15 protein-coding genes and 1 riboswitch are annotated in these 14,634 nt (G+C 73.5%); of the genes, 9 read left to right on the top strand and 6 right to left on the bottom strand.

What is annotated here, in order from left to right; all coding sequences use genetic code 11:
* Positions 1-165 precede the first annotated feature (165 nt).
* The gene (locus ACH4B3_RS10550) at positions 166-789 is read left to right on the top strand and encodes a sulfite oxidase-like oxidoreductase (RefSeq protein WP_398462406.1); all 624 of its coding nucleotides are present in this window, start codon (positions 166-168) and stop codon (positions 787-789) included.
* Positions 790-888: 99 nt separating this feature from the next.
* On the opposite strand, the gene ACH4B3_RS10545 is transcribed toward ACH4B3_RS10550, so the two are convergent.
* Complete coding sequence (locus ACH4B3_RS10545; RefSeq protein ID WP_398462405.1) at positions 889-1,416, bottom strand: DinB family protein; 528 nt, start codon at positions 1,414-1,416, stop codon at positions 889-891.
* 564 nt (positions 1,417-1,980) lie between these two features.
* On the opposite strand from ACH4B3_RS10545, the gene ACH4B3_RS10540 reads away from it, so the two are divergent.
* The 5 genes from ACH4B3_RS10540 (at position 1,981) to ACH4B3_RS10520 (ending at position 5,758) form a co-directional block, all read left to right on the top strand.
* Positions 1,981-2,184 carry a cold-shock protein gene (locus tag ACH4B3_RS10540; RefSeq protein WP_398462404.1) on the top strand — a complete coding sequence of 68 codons (204 nt, stop codon included), beginning with the start codon at positions 1,981-1,983 and terminating at the stop codon, positions 2,182-2,184.
* A 232-nt stretch (positions 2,185-2,416) separates the two neighbouring features.
* Positions 2,417-3,910, top strand: coding sequence for a DEAD/DEAH box helicase (locus tag ACH4B3_RS10535; RefSeq protein WP_398462403.1), 1,494 nt, complete (start codon positions 2,417-2,419; stop codon positions 3,908-3,910).
* Between the two features lie 36 nt (positions 3,911-3,946).
* Positions 3,947-4,270, top strand: coding sequence for a CBS domain-containing protein (locus ACH4B3_RS10530; protein ID WP_398462402.1), 324 nt, complete (start codon positions 3,947-3,949; stop codon positions 4,268-4,270).
* Between the two features lie 47 nt (positions 4,271-4,317).
* Entirely contained in the window at positions 4,318-4,629 is a 312-nt protein-coding gene (locus ACH4B3_RS10525; RefSeq protein WP_398462401.1) for an SCO5918 family protein, read from the top strand.
* Positions 4,630-5,407: 778 nt separating this feature from the next.
* The gene (locus tag ACH4B3_RS10520; protein ID WP_398462400.1) at positions 5,408-5,758 is read left to right on the top strand and encodes a MerR family transcriptional regulator; all 351 of its coding nucleotides are present in this window, start codon (positions 5,408-5,410) and stop codon (positions 5,756-5,758) included.
* Positions 5,759-6,041: 283 nt separating this feature from the next.
* Here the strand turns inward: ACH4B3_RS10520 and ACH4B3_RS10515 are convergent, their stop codons facing one another.
* The 5 genes from ACH4B3_RS10515 to thiO form a co-directional block, all read right to left on the bottom strand.
* Entirely contained in the window at positions 6,042-6,884 is an 843-nt protein-coding gene (locus tag ACH4B3_RS10515; protein ID WP_398462742.1) for a deoxyribonuclease IV, read from the bottom strand.
* 294 nt (positions 6,885-7,178) lie between these two features.
* Positions 7,179-9,116, bottom strand: coding sequence for a Stk1 family PASTA domain-containing Ser/Thr kinase (gene pknB, locus ACH4B3_RS10510; RefSeq protein WP_398462399.1), 1,938 nt, complete (start codon positions 9,114-9,116; stop codon positions 7,179-7,181).
* A 337-nt stretch (positions 9,117-9,453) separates the two neighbouring features.
* The gene (locus ACH4B3_RS10505; RefSeq protein WP_398462398.1) at positions 9,454-10,254 is read right to left on the bottom strand and encodes a thiazole synthase; all 801 of its coding nucleotides are present in this window, start codon (positions 10,252-10,254) and stop codon (positions 9,454-9,456) included.
* A 2-nt stretch (positions 10,255-10,256) separates the two neighbouring features.
* A complete protein-coding gene (gene thiS / locus ACH4B3_RS10500) occupies positions 10,257-10,457 on the bottom strand; it encodes a sulfur carrier protein ThiS (protein WP_398462397.1) in 201 nt (66 codons plus the stop codon).
* Positions 10,454-11,671, bottom strand: coding sequence for a glycine oxidase ThiO (thiO, locus tag ACH4B3_RS10495; protein WP_398462396.1), 1,218 nt, complete (start codon positions 11,669-11,671; stop codon positions 10,454-10,456). The genes thiS and thiO overlap by 4 nt, the downstream gene beginning before the upstream one ends.
* Positions 11,668-11,782: riboswitch (TPP riboswitch) on the bottom strand. Its footprint overlaps the gene before it by 4 nt.
* A gap of 159 nt (positions 11,783-11,941) precedes the next feature.
* On the opposite strand from thiO, the gene ACH4B3_RS10490 reads away from it, so the two are divergent.
* The 3 genes from ACH4B3_RS10490 (at position 11,942) to thiE (ending at position 14,489) form a co-directional block, all read left to right on the top strand.
* Entirely contained in the window at positions 11,942-13,279 is a 1,338-nt protein-coding gene (locus ACH4B3_RS10490; protein ID WP_398462395.1) for an NAD(P)/FAD-dependent oxidoreductase, read from the top strand.
* A gap of 99 nt (positions 13,280-13,378) precedes the next feature.
* Positions 13,379-13,744: an Rv2175c family DNA-binding protein gene (locus ACH4B3_RS10485; RefSeq protein ID WP_398462394.1), complete on the top strand. Its 366-nt coding sequence runs from the start codon at positions 13,379-13,381 to the stop codon at positions 13,742-13,744.
* Between the two features lie 70 nt (positions 13,745-13,814).
* Positions 13,815-14,489 carry a thiamine phosphate synthase gene (gene thiE, locus ACH4B3_RS10480; protein ID WP_398462393.1) on the top strand — a complete coding sequence of 225 codons (675 nt, stop codon included), beginning with the start codon at positions 13,815-13,817 and terminating at the stop codon, positions 14,487-14,489.
* The last annotated feature ends 145 nt before the right edge of the window (positions 14,490-14,634 follow it).

Raw genomic sequence — 14,634 nt, 5'->3', positions numbered from 1 at the left:
CGCATCGTGCCGGGAAGTCGTCCAGTAAGTGCATGCTTAGTATGGCTTGCCCAAAACCGCGTAATTCATCCTCCCGCTTCCGTCGCCCGCCACCGCCCTCGGCGGAAGCCCTGCCTCCCTCTGTGCTGGTCATGACCACCCCCGCCGGTCTGACACCATGGAGCCATGGGTCAGTCGGAAAGCCGTGAGGGGGAGCTCGCACAGCTGCCCCCGGGGCAGCGGCTGCAGCGCGGTTGGCCGGTTACGCACTACGGACCGGTCCCGAAGTTCAAACCGGACCGCTGGGAGTTCCGGGTCTTCGGAGCGACGGCGGACGGGGAGAAGCACGGCTGGACGCACGACGAGTTCTCGGCACTGCCCTATTCGACCGTCGTGGCCGATCTGCACTGTGTCACGAAGTTCAGCATGCTCGGTGCCGAATGGGGCGGCGTCGCCGCCCGCACGTTCCTGGAGCTCGCCCCGCCCGCGCCGGAGGTCACCCATGTGATGGTGTGGGCCGAGTACGGCTTCAGCTCGAACCTGCGGCTGTCGGACTTCACCTCCGACGAAGCGATCTTCGCCACCCACAAGGACGGCGAACCGCTCACCGCCGAGCACGGCTTCCCCGCCCGGCTGATCGTGCCCCACCTGTACGCCTGGAAGGGCCCCAAGTGGGTCCGCGGCGTGGAGTACATGACGGCGGACCGCCGGGGCTTCTGGGAGGAGCGGGGCTACCACAACGTCGGTGACCCCTGGCGCGAGCAGCGCTACTCCTACCAGGAGGAGCCGGGGGACGGCCCGGAACTCTAGGTGCCGTCTCCGGGCTCGGTGCCGTGTCCGGACGGCGGTGACGGCGTCAGGCGCGTCCCGCCGGCCGAGGAGCCCGCCGAGCGGACGGGCTCCGGCCCGTCACCCCATGCTCTTGGCGCCGTCGAGGCACTCGCGGATGATGTCGGCGTGGCCGGAGTGCTGGGCGGTCTCGGAGATGATGTGCATCAGCACCCGGCGGACCGACCACCGATCGTCAGCGTCGAACCACGGCGCCTTCGGCAGCGGCTGGGTGGCGTCCAGGTCGGGCAGGGTGGCGACGAGTTCATCGGTCCGGCGCGCCACCTCGGCGTACTCGTCCAGCACGCCCGCCAGAGTCTCACCGGGCAGCATGCGGAACCCCTCGGTCCAGCGAGCCTTGTCCGCCTCGGTCACGGCGGTGAAGTCGCCCATCGAGGCGGGGCCGTTCAGGATGAAGTCGACCCAGTTCCGCTCGACGGCGGTGACGTGCTTGATCACACCGCCCAGGCACAGCTCGCTGGCGGTGGTGCGCAGCCCCGCCTGCTCGTCGGTGAGGTCCCGGGTGGTGAAGCGCAGCATGTACCGGTGCTTGGTCAGCACCGCCAGAAGATCCGCGCGCTCGCCGGTGGTCGTTCCGGTGGGGGTCATGAGTTCCGCCCTTCGTGGCCCTGTTCCGTGGACAGACGCACGCTAGTGCCCGTATGGGTCAGCTCCTGTCCTCAATGGTGCGCCCCCGGGGTGCGATCCGCTGCGACCACCGGGCCGTGGCCGACCGGTGCGGACCGAGGAGCACGGGTCGGGAGGTCGCGGCCACCTGCCACCGCGCTCGTCGCGAGAGATGTGACCTTCCTCGCCGGAGGGGAGTGTCGGCGGGGCCGCCGTGGTGCCCTCGCTGATGACGGCGGCAGCGGCGTATGTCGCGTCGATGGAGGTCACGGGGTTGCGGGGCGGGCGGGTGCGGCAGAAAGGGCACACCTACGGAGAGCAATATATGTGCCCGCGACGTGAGAAATAGGGGCCGGCCCCGGAGAGTATTCCTCGACCGCCGGGCCAGGGGGGAATTATCCACGGTGCAGGCCCGATTGCGCCGTGCTACTGTCGATGCCAGTTGCAGGTGTGGTTGCCAGAAGGTTTTTCCGACGGGGTGATCATCACGGCGACACGGAATTCACGCAGGGTGAATTCCTGACACCGTCTCCCAAGGAGAAAAGCATGGCTACCGGCACCGTGAAGTGGTTCAACTCGGAAAAGGGCTTCGGCTTCATCGAGCAGGACGGCGGCGGCGCGGACGTCTTCGCCCACTACTCGAACATCGCCGCCCAGGGCTTCCGTGAGCTGCAGGAAGGCCAGAAGGTGTCGTTCGACATCGCGCAGGGCCAGAAGGGCCCGACGGCCGAGAACATCGTTCCCGCCTGACATCGGCGCTGACGCGTACTTCGCAGCTGGGGCCCGCACCTCTGGGGTGCGGGCCCCAGCTCGCTGTGTTCCAGGGCGCGCGCGGGAAGGCTGCACCCGCACCGCCGACCGGTGACGCATTCGCCGCCGGTCCGGCCCGGCCCACATCGTATTCGGCTCGTTTCGAGATTCTCTGCGCCGCTCATCTGCTGCGGGAATTCCTTGCTACGTGCCTCATCAAGGAAGGTTCCGCGTGAAGCGAGCCCGCACATCCCGCACACATGACCGCTCCGGAGGAGGCACCGGCGCCAAACGCTCCGGTGGTCCGCGGCGCGGCAAGGACTTCGGAAATCGACAGGCCGGACGGGCCGCGACGAGCGAGTTCGCGCCGCCGAAGACGATCACGCCCGCGCTGCCCGCCGTCGAGGCGTTCGCCGACATGGCCATGCACGCGCGGCTGCTGGCCACGCTCGGCCGCGAAGGCGTGACCGTGCCGTTCCCCATTCAGGCGGCGACCCTGCCGAACTCGCTGGCCGGTCGTGACGTCCTCGGCCGTGGCCGTACCGGCTCGGGCAAGACCCTCGCCTTCGGTCTCGCCGTGCTGACCCGTACCGCGGGGCGGCGTGCCGAGCCGCGACAGCCGCTGGCTCTCGTCCTCGTCCCCACCCGCGAACTCGCCCAGCAGGTCACCGACGCGCTCGCGCCGTACGCCCGCTCGGTGAGCCTGCGGCTGGCCACCGTGGTCGGCGGGATGTCCATCGGCAGGCAGGCCGGTGCGCTGCTCGCCGGGGCCGAGGTGGTCGTCGCGACGCCCGGACGGCTCAAGGACCTCATCGACCGGGGCCACTGCCGACTGGACGATGTCGGCATCACGGTCCTCGACGAGGCCGACCAGATGGCCGACATGGGCTTCATGCCGCAGGTCACCGCCCTGCTCGACCAGGTGCGTCCCGGCGGGCAGCGGATGCTGTTCTCGGCCACCCTGGACCGCAACGTCGACCTGCTGGTCCGCCGCTACCTGACGGATCCGGTGGTCCACTCCGTCGACCCGTCGGCGGGTGCCGTCACGACCATGGAGCACCACGTACTCCATGTGCACGACGCGGACAAGCAGCGGACGACCACCGAGATCGCGGCGCGAGACGGTCGAGTGATCATGTTCCTCGACACCAAGCACGCGGTGGACCGGCTGACCAAGCACTTGCTGAGCAACGGCGTCCGCGCCGCGTCCTTGCACGGTGGCAAGTCCCAGCCGCAGCGCACCCGGACCCTGGCCCAGTTCAAGAGCGGGGACGTGACGGTACTGGTGGCGACCAACGTCGCGGCGCGCGGCATCCACGTCGACAACCTCGACCTGGTGGTCAACGTGGATCCGCCCGGTGACCACAAGGACTACCTGCACCGCGGCGGTCGTACGGCCCGTGCCGGTGAGTCCGGCAGCGTCGTCACCCTGGTGACCCCCGAGCAGCGCCGCGGCATGAGCCGCCTGATGGCGTCGGCGGGCATCACTCCCCGGATCGCCCGGGTGCGCTCGGGAGAGGCGGAGCTGAGCCGCATCACCGGTGCCCGGGCCCCTTCCGGCGTCCCGGTCGTCATCGCCGCGCCGGCCGTGGAAGCTCCCCGCGCGTCTTCTCCTTCCCGGGGGCGTCGAGGTCGCCGGGGCCACGCCGGTCAGGGCCGGCCCGTCGGCGAAGCGGGGCGCCGCAGGGCACAGCGGCGGTCCGGCTCCGCTGCCCGGAGCAACTGAGATCGCCGGCGCAACCCTTTCCGGTAGGAGATACCCATGACGACGGCTCAACCGCAGCACCAGGCAGCGGACCGCGCCCCCGGGGCCGTGGCCGGCGGCAGGGAGGCGTCCGGACCTCGGGTCCGTGACGACATGACGGTCGAGGTGGCTCTGTCCCTCATGGCCGGTGCCCGGGTCGATCACCTCGTCCTCTGCGACGGGGACGACCAGAGCACGGGCCTGTTCACCCTCGCCCGGCTCGTCCGGCTCCGGGACAGCCCCGGTTACACGGACCGGATCCGGCTCCGGGACGTCCCCGGCGGACCGTGTACCCCGCCGGTGTCCGGCCCGGCGCCGGCGGGCGTCCTCCTCGCCCGTTGATCCACCCCGCCCGGTCAGTCCGCTCTCCTTCTTCCCTGTGAGGCATCATGCGCTGTGTCATCGCCCGGTACCCGTTCGACCTGACCAAGAACGGGGTGCTGGCCTCGATGAAGGGCATCACGCCCGAGCCTGTCACGGGTGAGTCCGTGACCATCGGCCGCCGCCGTTACCCGGTCAAGCAGGTAGGCCAGATCATCACCCGGCAGGACCGCCGCGACTTCACCAGCGGCGAAGTCGTCCGCGCCATGACCCGTCTCGGCTTCACCTGCCATGACCACCCTGAGGTCGCGCCGGTGGGCGCCCTCACCCCGCTCCAGACGGCGTCGGCACTGCTCGGCACCGCGTCCCCCGGAGTGTGAGAACAGGCGGTAGACCGCCACCGGAGACCGCTGAGGGCCCTGCCGACGCAACGTCGGCAGGGCCCTCGCTGTCGTATCGCCGCCTCGCCGCCCGGGGAACCGGCGGAGCGGCGACCCGCTGCCCGCGGTGGCCGGGGCGGACGCGTCCTCCGGGGCCGCCGGCACATCCACCCCGACCTGCGCTGCGTCGCCTGTTCGCCCCGCCTCACCGGCTGGCATCGGGGATCAGAGGATACCTTCGAGGTCTGGGCATCAAAATCTATCTTTGTCAGAGTAGACATCGGCTTCTGGCGGGGTTAGTCTTCTTCATGAAGACACGGTCAAGTGGACCCGGCAGACACGAACTGGCGGGTGTCAGTAGTGAAGTTCGCAGATCAGCGCGGCTCTGGAGTCCCGAAGCCAAGGTGTTCGCCGAAGGGTGACGGGGCTGGGAGCCGCGCTGGGCGGCCCGCGAGTCGAGGGGCCGCCGACGGCAACACCCATGCGGTACCGCAGCACCCGTTCACCAAGTGATCGCTCCGGAGGAAGGACGGAGGAGTAGACGCCATCAGGGCCGCCCGGCTCCGAGGAGCTTTCGGCCGGGTACCCGAAGACCCCGGAACGGAAGGTGGTCCCCGGTCACGCAGTCGCGATCCCCGCTACCCGCCCCCTGCCGGGCCGGGTAGCGGAAAGAGACGGTCGGCACAGCATGAGGGCCGACGGATGGTGTTGAATTCCCCTCGGGGCCCTGGTGCCGTACGGCACCGGGGCCCCTCGACGCGTTGCACTACGAGGTGACATGGCAGCAGATATCCCACTCAGCGATCGTCTGGACGACGACGACTACCCCGCGTACACCATGGGGCGGGCCGCCGAGATGCTCGGCACCACCCCTGGCTTCCTCCGAGCGATCGGTGAGGCCCGTCTGATCACTCCGCTCCGCTCGGAGGGCGGACATCGCCGGTACTCCCGCTACCAGCTGCGGATCGCCGCTCGCGCCCGCGAACTCGTCGACAGGGGAACCCCGATCGAGGCTGCTTGCCGCATCGTCATCCTCGAGGACCAGCTCGAAGAAGCTCAGCGCATCAACGCCGAGTACCGCCGCGCGGCGAAGGAAGGGTCCGGCAGGTCCGGTGCCGACCCGAGCTGATCACGTGGGCCCGGGCGGGCGGCTCGAGCACCCGCGACTCCCGGGAACGCGCGTGAGCGCCGACGCGGCGGGCCGGGCCGGTGACGCGCCGGTGTTCGAGACGGCCACGGCCCGCGTCCGGGTGCCGGGAACCGGCCCCGGGCGGCCCCGGGCGTGCCCCCTGGCCCCCCACCGCGCCCGCTCGTCCCACGCGCTCCACCGCCGACGGATCGGCGCGGGCGCCCCGTAACCGGCGGACCGGATCGGCCACCGTCCGCGGCGGAACGCGGCGGCGGGCGCCGGGTCAGCCGTCGCGCAGGCCCTTCAGCGTCGCGATGTCCGCCGCGTACTTCTCCTCCGGGCCGGGCGTCTCGATCACCAGCGGCACCCCGTCGGTCTCCGGATGCGTGAACAGCTCGCGGAACGGCTCCGCCCCGATGTGCCCGGCGCCGATGTTCTCGTGCCGGTCCTTGTGGGCGCCCACCACGTCCTTGGAGTCATTGGCGTGGATCAGTTTCAGCCGCCCGGTGCCGACCACGGACACCAGCTCGTCCAGGGTCTGCTTCATCCCGCCCGGCCCCGCCAGGTCGTGGCCCGCGGCGAACACATGGCAGGTGTCGAGGCAGACCCCCAGGCGCGGGTGGTGGTCCAGGGCGTCGAAGTACGGCCCGAGGTCGGCCACCAGCGAGCAGAGCGAGGCGCCCTGCCCGGCGGTCGGCTCCAGCAGCAGCCACGGGTCGTCCTCCCGGTCCAGCTCGTCCAGCAGCGGCAGCATCCGCTCCCGCACCTGGGCCAGCGCCTCGGCCCGGCCCCGCCCGCCGGTGGCGGACCCGGTGTGCACCACCACGCCCAGCGCGCCGATGGCCCGCCCGCGGCGCAGCGAGTGGCGCAGCGAGGCGGTGGAGTTCTCCACCGTCGCAGGGGTGTGGGAGCCGAAGTTGATCAGGTACGGCGCGTGGATGTACGCGGGGAGGGACTCCGCCGCGCAGCCGGCGCGGAACTTCTCGTCCTGGGCCGGAGTGCCGGCCGGGGTGGCCCAGCCGCGCGGGTTGGCGACGAAGACCTGGACGGTCTCGGCGCCGATCGTCCGGGCGTACGGCAGGCCGGTGGTGGCCAGCCCGCCGGCCACCTTGACGTGGGCGCCGATCGGGTTGCGGGCGCGGAGGGCGCCCTCCGGGGACGGCTCGGGACGGCCCGGGGCGGAGGGGGCGGGGGAGGTCGCAGACGTGCTCACCGTATCCAGGGTGCCAGGCGCGCGGACGTCGATCGCACCCGGCCGTCCCTCCGGCGCCGGCCACCGGCGGCACCCGGCCGCGGCCGGGGCGCCGGACGCGGACCGCCGCCCGCCCCGGAAGGGAGGCGGACGGCGGTGCGCCGCGCCGGACCGAGGTGGCCGGCGGCGTGACGGCTGGAAGGCGCCCTCGACCCGACGGTGACGCGGCTAGAAGACGCCCTTGACCTTGATGGTGATCTCGCTGCCCTCCGGGGCCCGCTCACCGGCGTCCACCGACTGGTCGGTGACCGTGTCGCCGGGGAAGAGCAGCGGGCGGTCCACATGGACCTCGAAGCCCAGGGCCTCCAGCTCCTCGGTGGCGTCGTCCACGTCGTCCCCCTCGACGTCCGGCACCTCGATCATGCGGGGCCCCTTGGAGAGGGTGAGGGTGATGGTGTCGCCCTTGGCCGCGTCCTTCTCGCTCGACGGGGACTGCTTGGCGACCGCACCGGCGTCCTCCTCGGAGAACACCCGGTCCTCGGCGAACTCGACCTTGAATCCGGCGTCCCGCAGGTCCGACTCGGCGTCGGCCGCCGACTCGCCGACCACGTCCGGGACGGAGATCGGCTCGCCCATGGAAACCTTGATCGACACCGCGCTGTCCGGCCTGCGCTCCACCCCGGCCCGCGGGTCGGTGGCGAGCACCTGGCCCGCCGGGGTCTCGTTGCTGAAATGCCGGGTCACCTTGCCGACGGCCAGCCCGGCGTCCTTGATCTTCGCCCGGGCCTCGGTGATCGGCATGCCCACCACATTGGGCACGGTGGCCCGGGGCGGCCCCTGCGAGATCCGGATGGTCACCGTGCCGGTGTTGCGGATGCGCTCGCCGACCCCGGGGTCGGTCTCGATGACCTTCCCCTTGTCCACCACGTCGCTGAACTCGCGGACGACCTTCACCTCAAGGCCCTTGTCGGTGAGCTTCCGCTCCGCCTTGGCCTGGGTCAGCCCGATCACCCCGGGCACCTTGGTGAACTGGCCCGAGCTGATGTACCACACACCGGCCCCCACCCCGAGCGCCAGCAGCACCGCGGTGATCAGCGCCAGCACCCGGCGGCGCGGCAGCCGGTCGCGCAGCGCCGGACGGGAGCCCCCGGCCGGTGGCGGAGCGGGTCGCTCCAGCCGGCTGGTGCGGCTCACGTCCCCGGTTCCGCCGCCCGGCGCTGCGGGACCGGCCGGCGGCCGTGCGATCACGCTCGTGCGGTCCTCCGAGCCGTCCCGCGCGCCGTCCCCCGCGCCGGGCGGCAGCAGGTCCAGCTGGGCGTCGGTGAGCGCGGCGCGAGCCGCCCGGGCGACCCCGAGCAGCTCCACCGCGTCGGCCGGACGCAGCTCCGGATCGCGGGCGGTGGCCCCGGTGACCAGTGCGTCCAACTGCGGCGCGAGCCCCGGGACCAGCACCGACGGCGGTGTGACGTCCTCGTGCAGATGCTGGAAGAGGATCTGTGCCGGGGTGCCCCCGGCGTGCGGCTTGGCGCCGGTCAGCATCTCGTACAGCACCACGCCGCAGGCGTAGATGTCCGCCCGGGTGTCCGCGGTGCCGTGCTCGATCTGCTCCGGGGCCAGGTACGAGACGGTGCCCATGATCGACTGGGTGTCGGTGCCGGTGGCCGCGTCCACCGGGCGGGCCAGCCCGAAGTCGGCGACCTTGACCCGGCCGTCGTCGCCGATCAGCACGTTCTCCGGCTTCATGTCACGGTGCACGAAACCGGCCCGGTGCGCCGCGCCCAGTGCCGCGAGCACCGGTTCCAGGATGTCCAGCGCGGCGCGCGGCTGCAGCGCCCCGCGCTCCCGCAGCACGTCCCGCAGCGTGCACCCGGCGACGTACTCCATGGCCAGGAAGACGTAGCGGCCGTCGGTGCCCTGGTCGAAGACGCCCACCACGTTGGGGTGGGCGAGCCGGGCCACGGACTTCGCCTCACGGATGAAGCGCTCCACGAAGGCGCCGTCGGCGGCGAGCGTCGGGTGCATCACCTTGAGGGCGACCACCCGGTCCAGACGGGTGTCGACGGCCCGGTAGACCGTGGCCATGCCGCCCACGGCGATCCGCGCGTCGACGCGGTAGCGGCCGTCGAGCACCTGGCCGACGAGCGGATCCTGCAGGGTCGTATCCACGGGACAGGAGTCTACGAGCCGTCCTCGACACCCTGTGCCACCTGCGCCGCGACCGGCTGCTACTGCAGCCGAACAGTGACATGCCGCCATGGCGCCCACCCCGGCGGGCGGGGCGGGCGCCAGGCCAGCGGGCGCCCGGGACGACCGCGGTCCCGGGGCGGCCGGCCGCGCGCCCGCGGGTGCCCGGTGTCCGCCCCTGCGGCCCCGGCCCGGACGGGCCCTGCGGCCTCGGCCCGGACGGGCCCGGCGGCCCGGACAAGCCTTGTGGCCCCGGCCCGGTGGGCGGTGCCGCGGGGGCGGCGAGCGCCCGAGCGGTCAGCCGCGCACCGCGCGCACATCAGCTCCCGAAGGCGGGGCGTTCCGGGTCGAAGTCGGCCAGGCCGCTGGTCGGTGAGGAGGCGTGGGCGAAGTGGCGGCGCGGGATCCGGCCGGCCCGGTGGGCCAGCCGGCCCGCCTCGACCGCGTGCCGCATCGCCTCCGCCATCAGCACCGGCTCCTGGGCGCGGGTCACCGCGGACGCCAGCATCACGGCCGCGCACCCCAGCTCCATGGCGAGCGCCGCGTCCGAGGCCGTCCCGGCGCCCGCGTCCAGCACCACCGGCACCTGCGCCCGCTCCACGATCAGCTGGAAGTTGTGCGGGTTGCGGATGCCCAGCCCGGATCCGATGGGCGACCCCAGCGGCATCACGGCAGCACAGCCCACGTCCTCCAGCTTGCGGGCGAGCACCGGGTCGTCGTTGGTGTACGGCAGCACGGTGAACCCGTCGTCGACCAGGATCTCGGCGGCGTCCAGCAGCTCCACCGGGTCCGGGAGCAGGGTCCGCTCGTCGGCCACCACCTCCAGTTTGATCCAGTCGGTGCCGAGCGCCTCCCGGGCCAGCCGGGCGGTGAGCACCGCCTCGCCCGCGGTGAAGCAGCCCGCCGTGTTGGGCAGCACCCGGATCCCGAGCCGGTCCAGCACGGACAGCACCGAGCCCTGCACGGTGGGGTCCAGCCGCCGCATCGCGACGGTGGTCAGCTGGGTGCCGCTCGCGACCAGGGACCGCTCCAGCACCTCCAGGCTGGGCGCGCCGCCCGTACCCATGATCAGTCGGGAGTCGACGGACACCCCGCCGATGACCAGCGGATCGTCAGCCATGCTCAGCCTCCCTGGACCGCGGTGAGGACCTCGACCCGGTCGCCGTCACCGAGCGGGGTACGGGGCCACTGGCTCCTGGGCACCACGCTCTCGTTGACGGCGGCGGCGACACCGCCGGCGGCCGGGGTGAGCGTGGCCACCAGCAGGTCGAGGGTGAAGCCGTCGGGGATCTCGCGGGTCTCGCCGTTGACGCTGACGGTCATGCGGGCTGCTCCTGACGTGGTGGTACCTGCCCCGCCCCGCCGGCCGCGGGGGAGGGTGCGGACGGGCGCCGGGAGGAGAAGCGCCGGGGGGAGAACGGGCGGGCGTGGGCGGGGAGTTCGCCGGTGGTGAGCGCCTCGGCCATGATGTCGCCGGTGACCGGGGTGAGCAGCACGCCGTTGCGGTGGTGCCCGGTCGCCAGCTGGAGGCCGGGCAGGTCGGTGGGGCCCAGCAGCGGGGCGTTGTCCGGGGAGCCGGGCCGCAGCCCGGCACGGGTCTCGGTGAGCGGCAGTTCGGTGATGCCGGGCACCAGCTCGTGGGCGTCGCGGAGGAGTTCGTACACCCCGCCCGCGGTGACCGTGGTGTCCCAGCCCATCTCCTCGCTGGTGGCACCGACCACCAGCTCGCCGTTCTCCCGCGGCACCAGGTACACGTGCCCGCCGCGCACCACGGCCCGCACGGTGCGGGAGAGGAACGGCGCGTAGCCGGCGGGCACCCGCAGCCGCAGCACCTGGCCCTTCACCGGGCGCACCGGCGGCAGCACCTCGGGCGGGACCCCGGCGAGCCGGCCGCTGTGGCTGCCCGCGGCGAGCACCGTGCGGTGCGCCGGCAGCCGGGTGCCGTCCGCCGTCACCACCCCGGCCGCCCGGTCGCCGTCCAGCACCAGGCGCTCCGCCCGGGTGCGGTGGAGGGCCACCCCGGCCCGCCGGCAGGCGGTCACCAGCGCGGCGGCCAGCCGCCGCGGATCGGTCTGGTGGTCACCCTCCACCCGCAGCCCGCCGCACACCCCGGGCGCCAGCATCGGCTCCAGGCGGCGGCATTCACGTCCGGTCAGCCACTCCGCCTCCAGCCCGCAGCGCTGCTGGAGCGCGTGCAACTCCCGCAACTGCGCCCGGTCGTCGGCGTCGAGGGCCACGGCCAGGGTGCCGCAGGCGCGGAAACCGATGTCCTGGCCGCTCGCCGCCTCCAGTTCGGCGGCGAACTCCGGATAGCGCGCCGCGGAGGCCAGGTTGAGGCCGAGCAGTGTCTCCTCGCCGTGCGCGAGCTCGGTCACCGCGGCCAGCATGCCGGCCGCCACCTGGGCGGCGCCCTGGCCGGGTTCGGGGTCGGTCACCGCGCAGCTCAGCCCGCGCTGGGCCGCCCGCCAGGCCGTGACCAGGCCGATGATGCCGCCGCCGACCACCAGGACGTCGTACGGCTCGGATACCGCATGCATGGGCGGATCGCCCCTCCCTTCGCCGGCATGACCCGGATCAGGTTCGTACGGTCGGAGGCCGCGACAGCCTCCCTCTCAGCCCGGTGCGTCCGGGCTCCCGCGAGTGCTCTGTGCCCGCCACCCTAGTACGCCGCCCGAAGGAGCCGGAAGGGCGTGGTCCCCCCGCCCCGGGCCACCGGGGGTGCGGCCGGCCCGGCGCGCCGCCGGTGTGCCGGAGATCTCCTCGCGAGGTGTTCCGGCCGACCGGCCGCCCCGTCCTACAGTGATCGGGTGAGCGATGGGCTGAGGACACCGACACCGACCGGCACCCGGGGCACCGACGGAGGACGGGTGGTGATCGTCGGCGCCGGGGTGGCCGGAGTGCAGACCGCGGTCGCGCTGCGCGAGGAGGGCTGGTCCGGGGAGATCGTGCTGCTGGGGGCGGAACCGCACCAGCCGTACGACCGCCCGCCGCTGTCCAAGGCCGTGCTGCTGGGCAAGGCCGACGGCTCGGCGTTCGACGTGGACTTCGCCGGCCTCGGGGTGGAACTCCACCTCGGCCGCCGCGCCACCGCGCTGCGGACCGGCGAGCGGCTGCTGCTCACCGACTCCGGACCCGTCGGCTACGACCACCTGGTCCTCGCGACCGGCGCGGAACCCCTCCTGCTGCCCGGCCAGGAGCGGCCCGCGGCGGGGGAGCGGCCCGCCGAGGGCGGCCCCGGCATCCATCTGCTGCGCACCCTGGACGACGCGGAGCGCCTGCGTCCGGTACTCGCCCGGCAGCATGACGTCGTGGTGGTCGGCGCGGGCTGGATCGGCGCGGAGTTCGCCACCGCGGCGCGCGAGGCGGGCTGCGCGGTGACCGTCGTGGAGGCCGCCGACCGGCCGCTCGCCGGCGCGCTGCCGCCGGAGGTCGCCGCCTACCTCGCGGGCTGGTACCTGGACAGCGGCGCCGCGCTCATCACCGGGGCCCGGGTCGTCGGGGTGGACGAGTCCGGGGTGCTGATCGCCGGGGGCGAGGGCCAAGGCGGCGGCGCGGACGGCACCACCCGGCTGCGCGCCGACGCGGTGGTCGTCGGGATCGGGGCCCGGCCCGCCACCGACTGGCTCGCCGGATCCGGCGTCGAGCTGGCCGCGGACGGCTCGGTGCGGGCGGACCAGTGGCTGCGCACCTCCGCCCCGGAGGTGTACGCGGTCGGCGACTGCGCCTCCTTCCCCTCCGCCCGCTACGGCGAACGGCTGCTGGTCCACCACTGGGACAACGCCCTGCAGGGGCCGCGCACCGTCGCCGCCAACCTGGTCGGCTCGCGGCGGCCGCAGTTCACCGGTGCCGTCTACGACCCGGTGCCCTACTTCTGGTCCGAGCAGTTCGGCCGCTTCGTGCAGTACGCCGGACACCACACCGCCGACGACGAGCTGCTGTGGCGCGGCGACCCCGGCGGCGCCGCCTGGTCGGTGTGCTGGCTGCGGGACGGTCGCCTGGTCGCCCTGCTGGCCGTCGGCCGGCCCCGGGACCTGGCCCAGGGGCGCAAGCTCGTGGAGCGCGGCGCGCTGATCGACCGCGCCCGGGCGGCGGACGCCTCGGTGCCGCTGAAGTCCGCGGTCCTCGGCGACGCCGCCGGCGCCTGACGCCCCCTCGCCCACCGGTGGCCGACCGGTGGGCCACCGTGCCCCCATGGGACGCGGAGCGTTCGCGATGAGTCCGTGGTGGATGGCAGGCTTGTTCCCGTGACCGAGATTGACGCAAAGATCGATGCCCTGGTGCCCGCCTGGCTCAACCTCCCCGACATCGCCGAACGCCTCGACGTCGAGGTGACCCGGGTCCGGCAGCTGGTCAAGGAAGGCCAGCTGATCGCCGTGCGGCGGGGCGAGAACCGGGTTCTCATGGTCCCCGCCGCGTTCATCGGGGAGGGGAAGGTCGTCAAGGGACTCAGCGGGACGCTGACCCTGCTGAGGGACGACGGCTTCAGCGACGAGGAGATGCTGGAGTGGCTCTTCACCCCCGACCCCACCCTGCCCGGCACCCCCGCGGAGGCCCTGCGCGAGAATCGCGGTACGGAGGTGAAGCGCCGCGCCCAGGCGCTCGCCGTCTGAACCGAGGAGCCGTCACGGGGTGCGGGCCGGACAACCGGCCCGCACCCCGCCGATCTGGGGGGTACCGCCCATGGCAACCGTCGCCGTCACCGCCGAGGCCGCGCACCGGCAGCTCGCCGACGCCCGGCTCTACCTGTGCACCGACGCCCGCAGGCGCCAGGGCGACCTGCCGGAGTTCCTGGACGCGGTGCTGGCGGGCGGCGTCGACATCGTCCAGCTGCGCGACAAGGGCATGGAAGCCGGTGCGGAGCTGGAGCACCTCGCGGTCTTCGCCGACGCCTGCCGGCGGCACGGCAAGCTGCTCGCGGTCAACGACCGCGCCGACGTCGCGCACGCCATCGGCTCCGACGTGCTCCACCTGGGGCAGGGCGACCTGCCGGTGCCGGCGGCCCGGGCGATCCTGGGCCCCCGGGTGCTGATCGGCCGGTCCACCCATGCCGAGGCGGAGGTGGACGCGGCGATCGCCGAGCCCGGCGTCGACTACTTCTGCACCGGCCCGTGCTGGCCCACCCCCACCAAGCCGGGACGGCACGCCCCCGGGCTGGAGCTGGTGCGGTACGCCGCCGCCCGGCAGCCCGCCCGGCCGTGGTTCGCCATCGGCGGGATCGACGCGGCCAACCTCGACGAGGTGCTGGACGCCGGTGCCCGGCGGGTGGTGGTGGTGCGTGCCATCACCGAGGCGGACGACCCCGGTGCCGCCGCCGCCGCGCTGGCCGAGCGGGTGCGCGCGGCCGCGGCCGGCTGATCCGGCGGCCCCATCCGGGCGTGCGGCGGCCGGCCGCCCGCCCGGACGCTCCGCATCCCGGAAAAGTGTCCGCACTGCGGACAGGGGTCCGACGAAACGGGCATATCGCCTCGGTCGGCTGGGCGTGCGTGACGGCGCTGGCTAA

The organism is Streptomyces sp. NPDC018031, assembly GCF_044327625.1.
Taxonomy (GTDB): domain Bacteria; phylum Actinomycetota; class Actinomycetes; order Streptomycetales; family Streptomycetaceae; genus Streptomyces.
The sequence above is the reverse complement of the archived record's forward strand: the minus strand, read 5'-3'. Positions and strand labels throughout refer to the sequence as shown.

Coding starts and splice junctions, on each gene's coding strand:
- ACH4B3_RS10540 (WP_398462404.1), top strand. CDS start 1,981: ATGGCTACCGGCACCGTGAAGTGGTTCAACTCGGAAAAGGGCTTCGGC.
- ACH4B3_RS10550 (WP_398462406.1), top strand. CDS start 166: ATGGGTCAGTCGGAAAGCCGTGAGGGGGAGCTCGCACAGCTGCCCCCG.
- ACH4B3_RS10525 (WP_398462401.1), top strand. CDS start 4,318: ATGCGCTGTGTCATCGCCCGGTACCCGTTCGACCTGACCAAGAACGGG.
- ACH4B3_RS10505 (WP_398462398.1), bottom strand. CDS start 10,254: ATGGCTGACGATCCGCTGGTCATCGGCGGGGTGTCCGTCGACTCCCGA.
- thiO (WP_398462396.1), bottom strand. CDS start 11,671: ATGCATGCGGTATCCGAGCCGTACGACGTCCTGGTGGTCGGCGGCGGC.
- ACH4B3_RS10530 (WP_398462402.1), top strand. CDS start 3,947: ATGACGACGGCTCAACCGCAGCACCAGGCAGCGGACCGCGCCCCCGGG.
- thiE (WP_398462393.1), top strand. CDS start 13,815: ATGGCAACCGTCGCCGTCACCGCCGAGGCCGCGCACCGGCAGCTCGCC.
- ACH4B3_RS10545 (WP_398462405.1), bottom strand. CDS start 1,416: ATGACCCCCACCGGAACGACCACCGGCGAGCGCGCGGATCTTCTGGCG.
- thiS (WP_398462397.1), bottom strand. CDS start 10,457: ATGACCGTCAGCGTCAACGGCGAGACCCGCGAGATCCCCGACGGCTTC.
- ACH4B3_RS10520 (WP_398462400.1), top strand. CDS start 5,408: ATGGCAGCAGATATCCCACTCAGCGATCGTCTGGACGACGACGACTAC.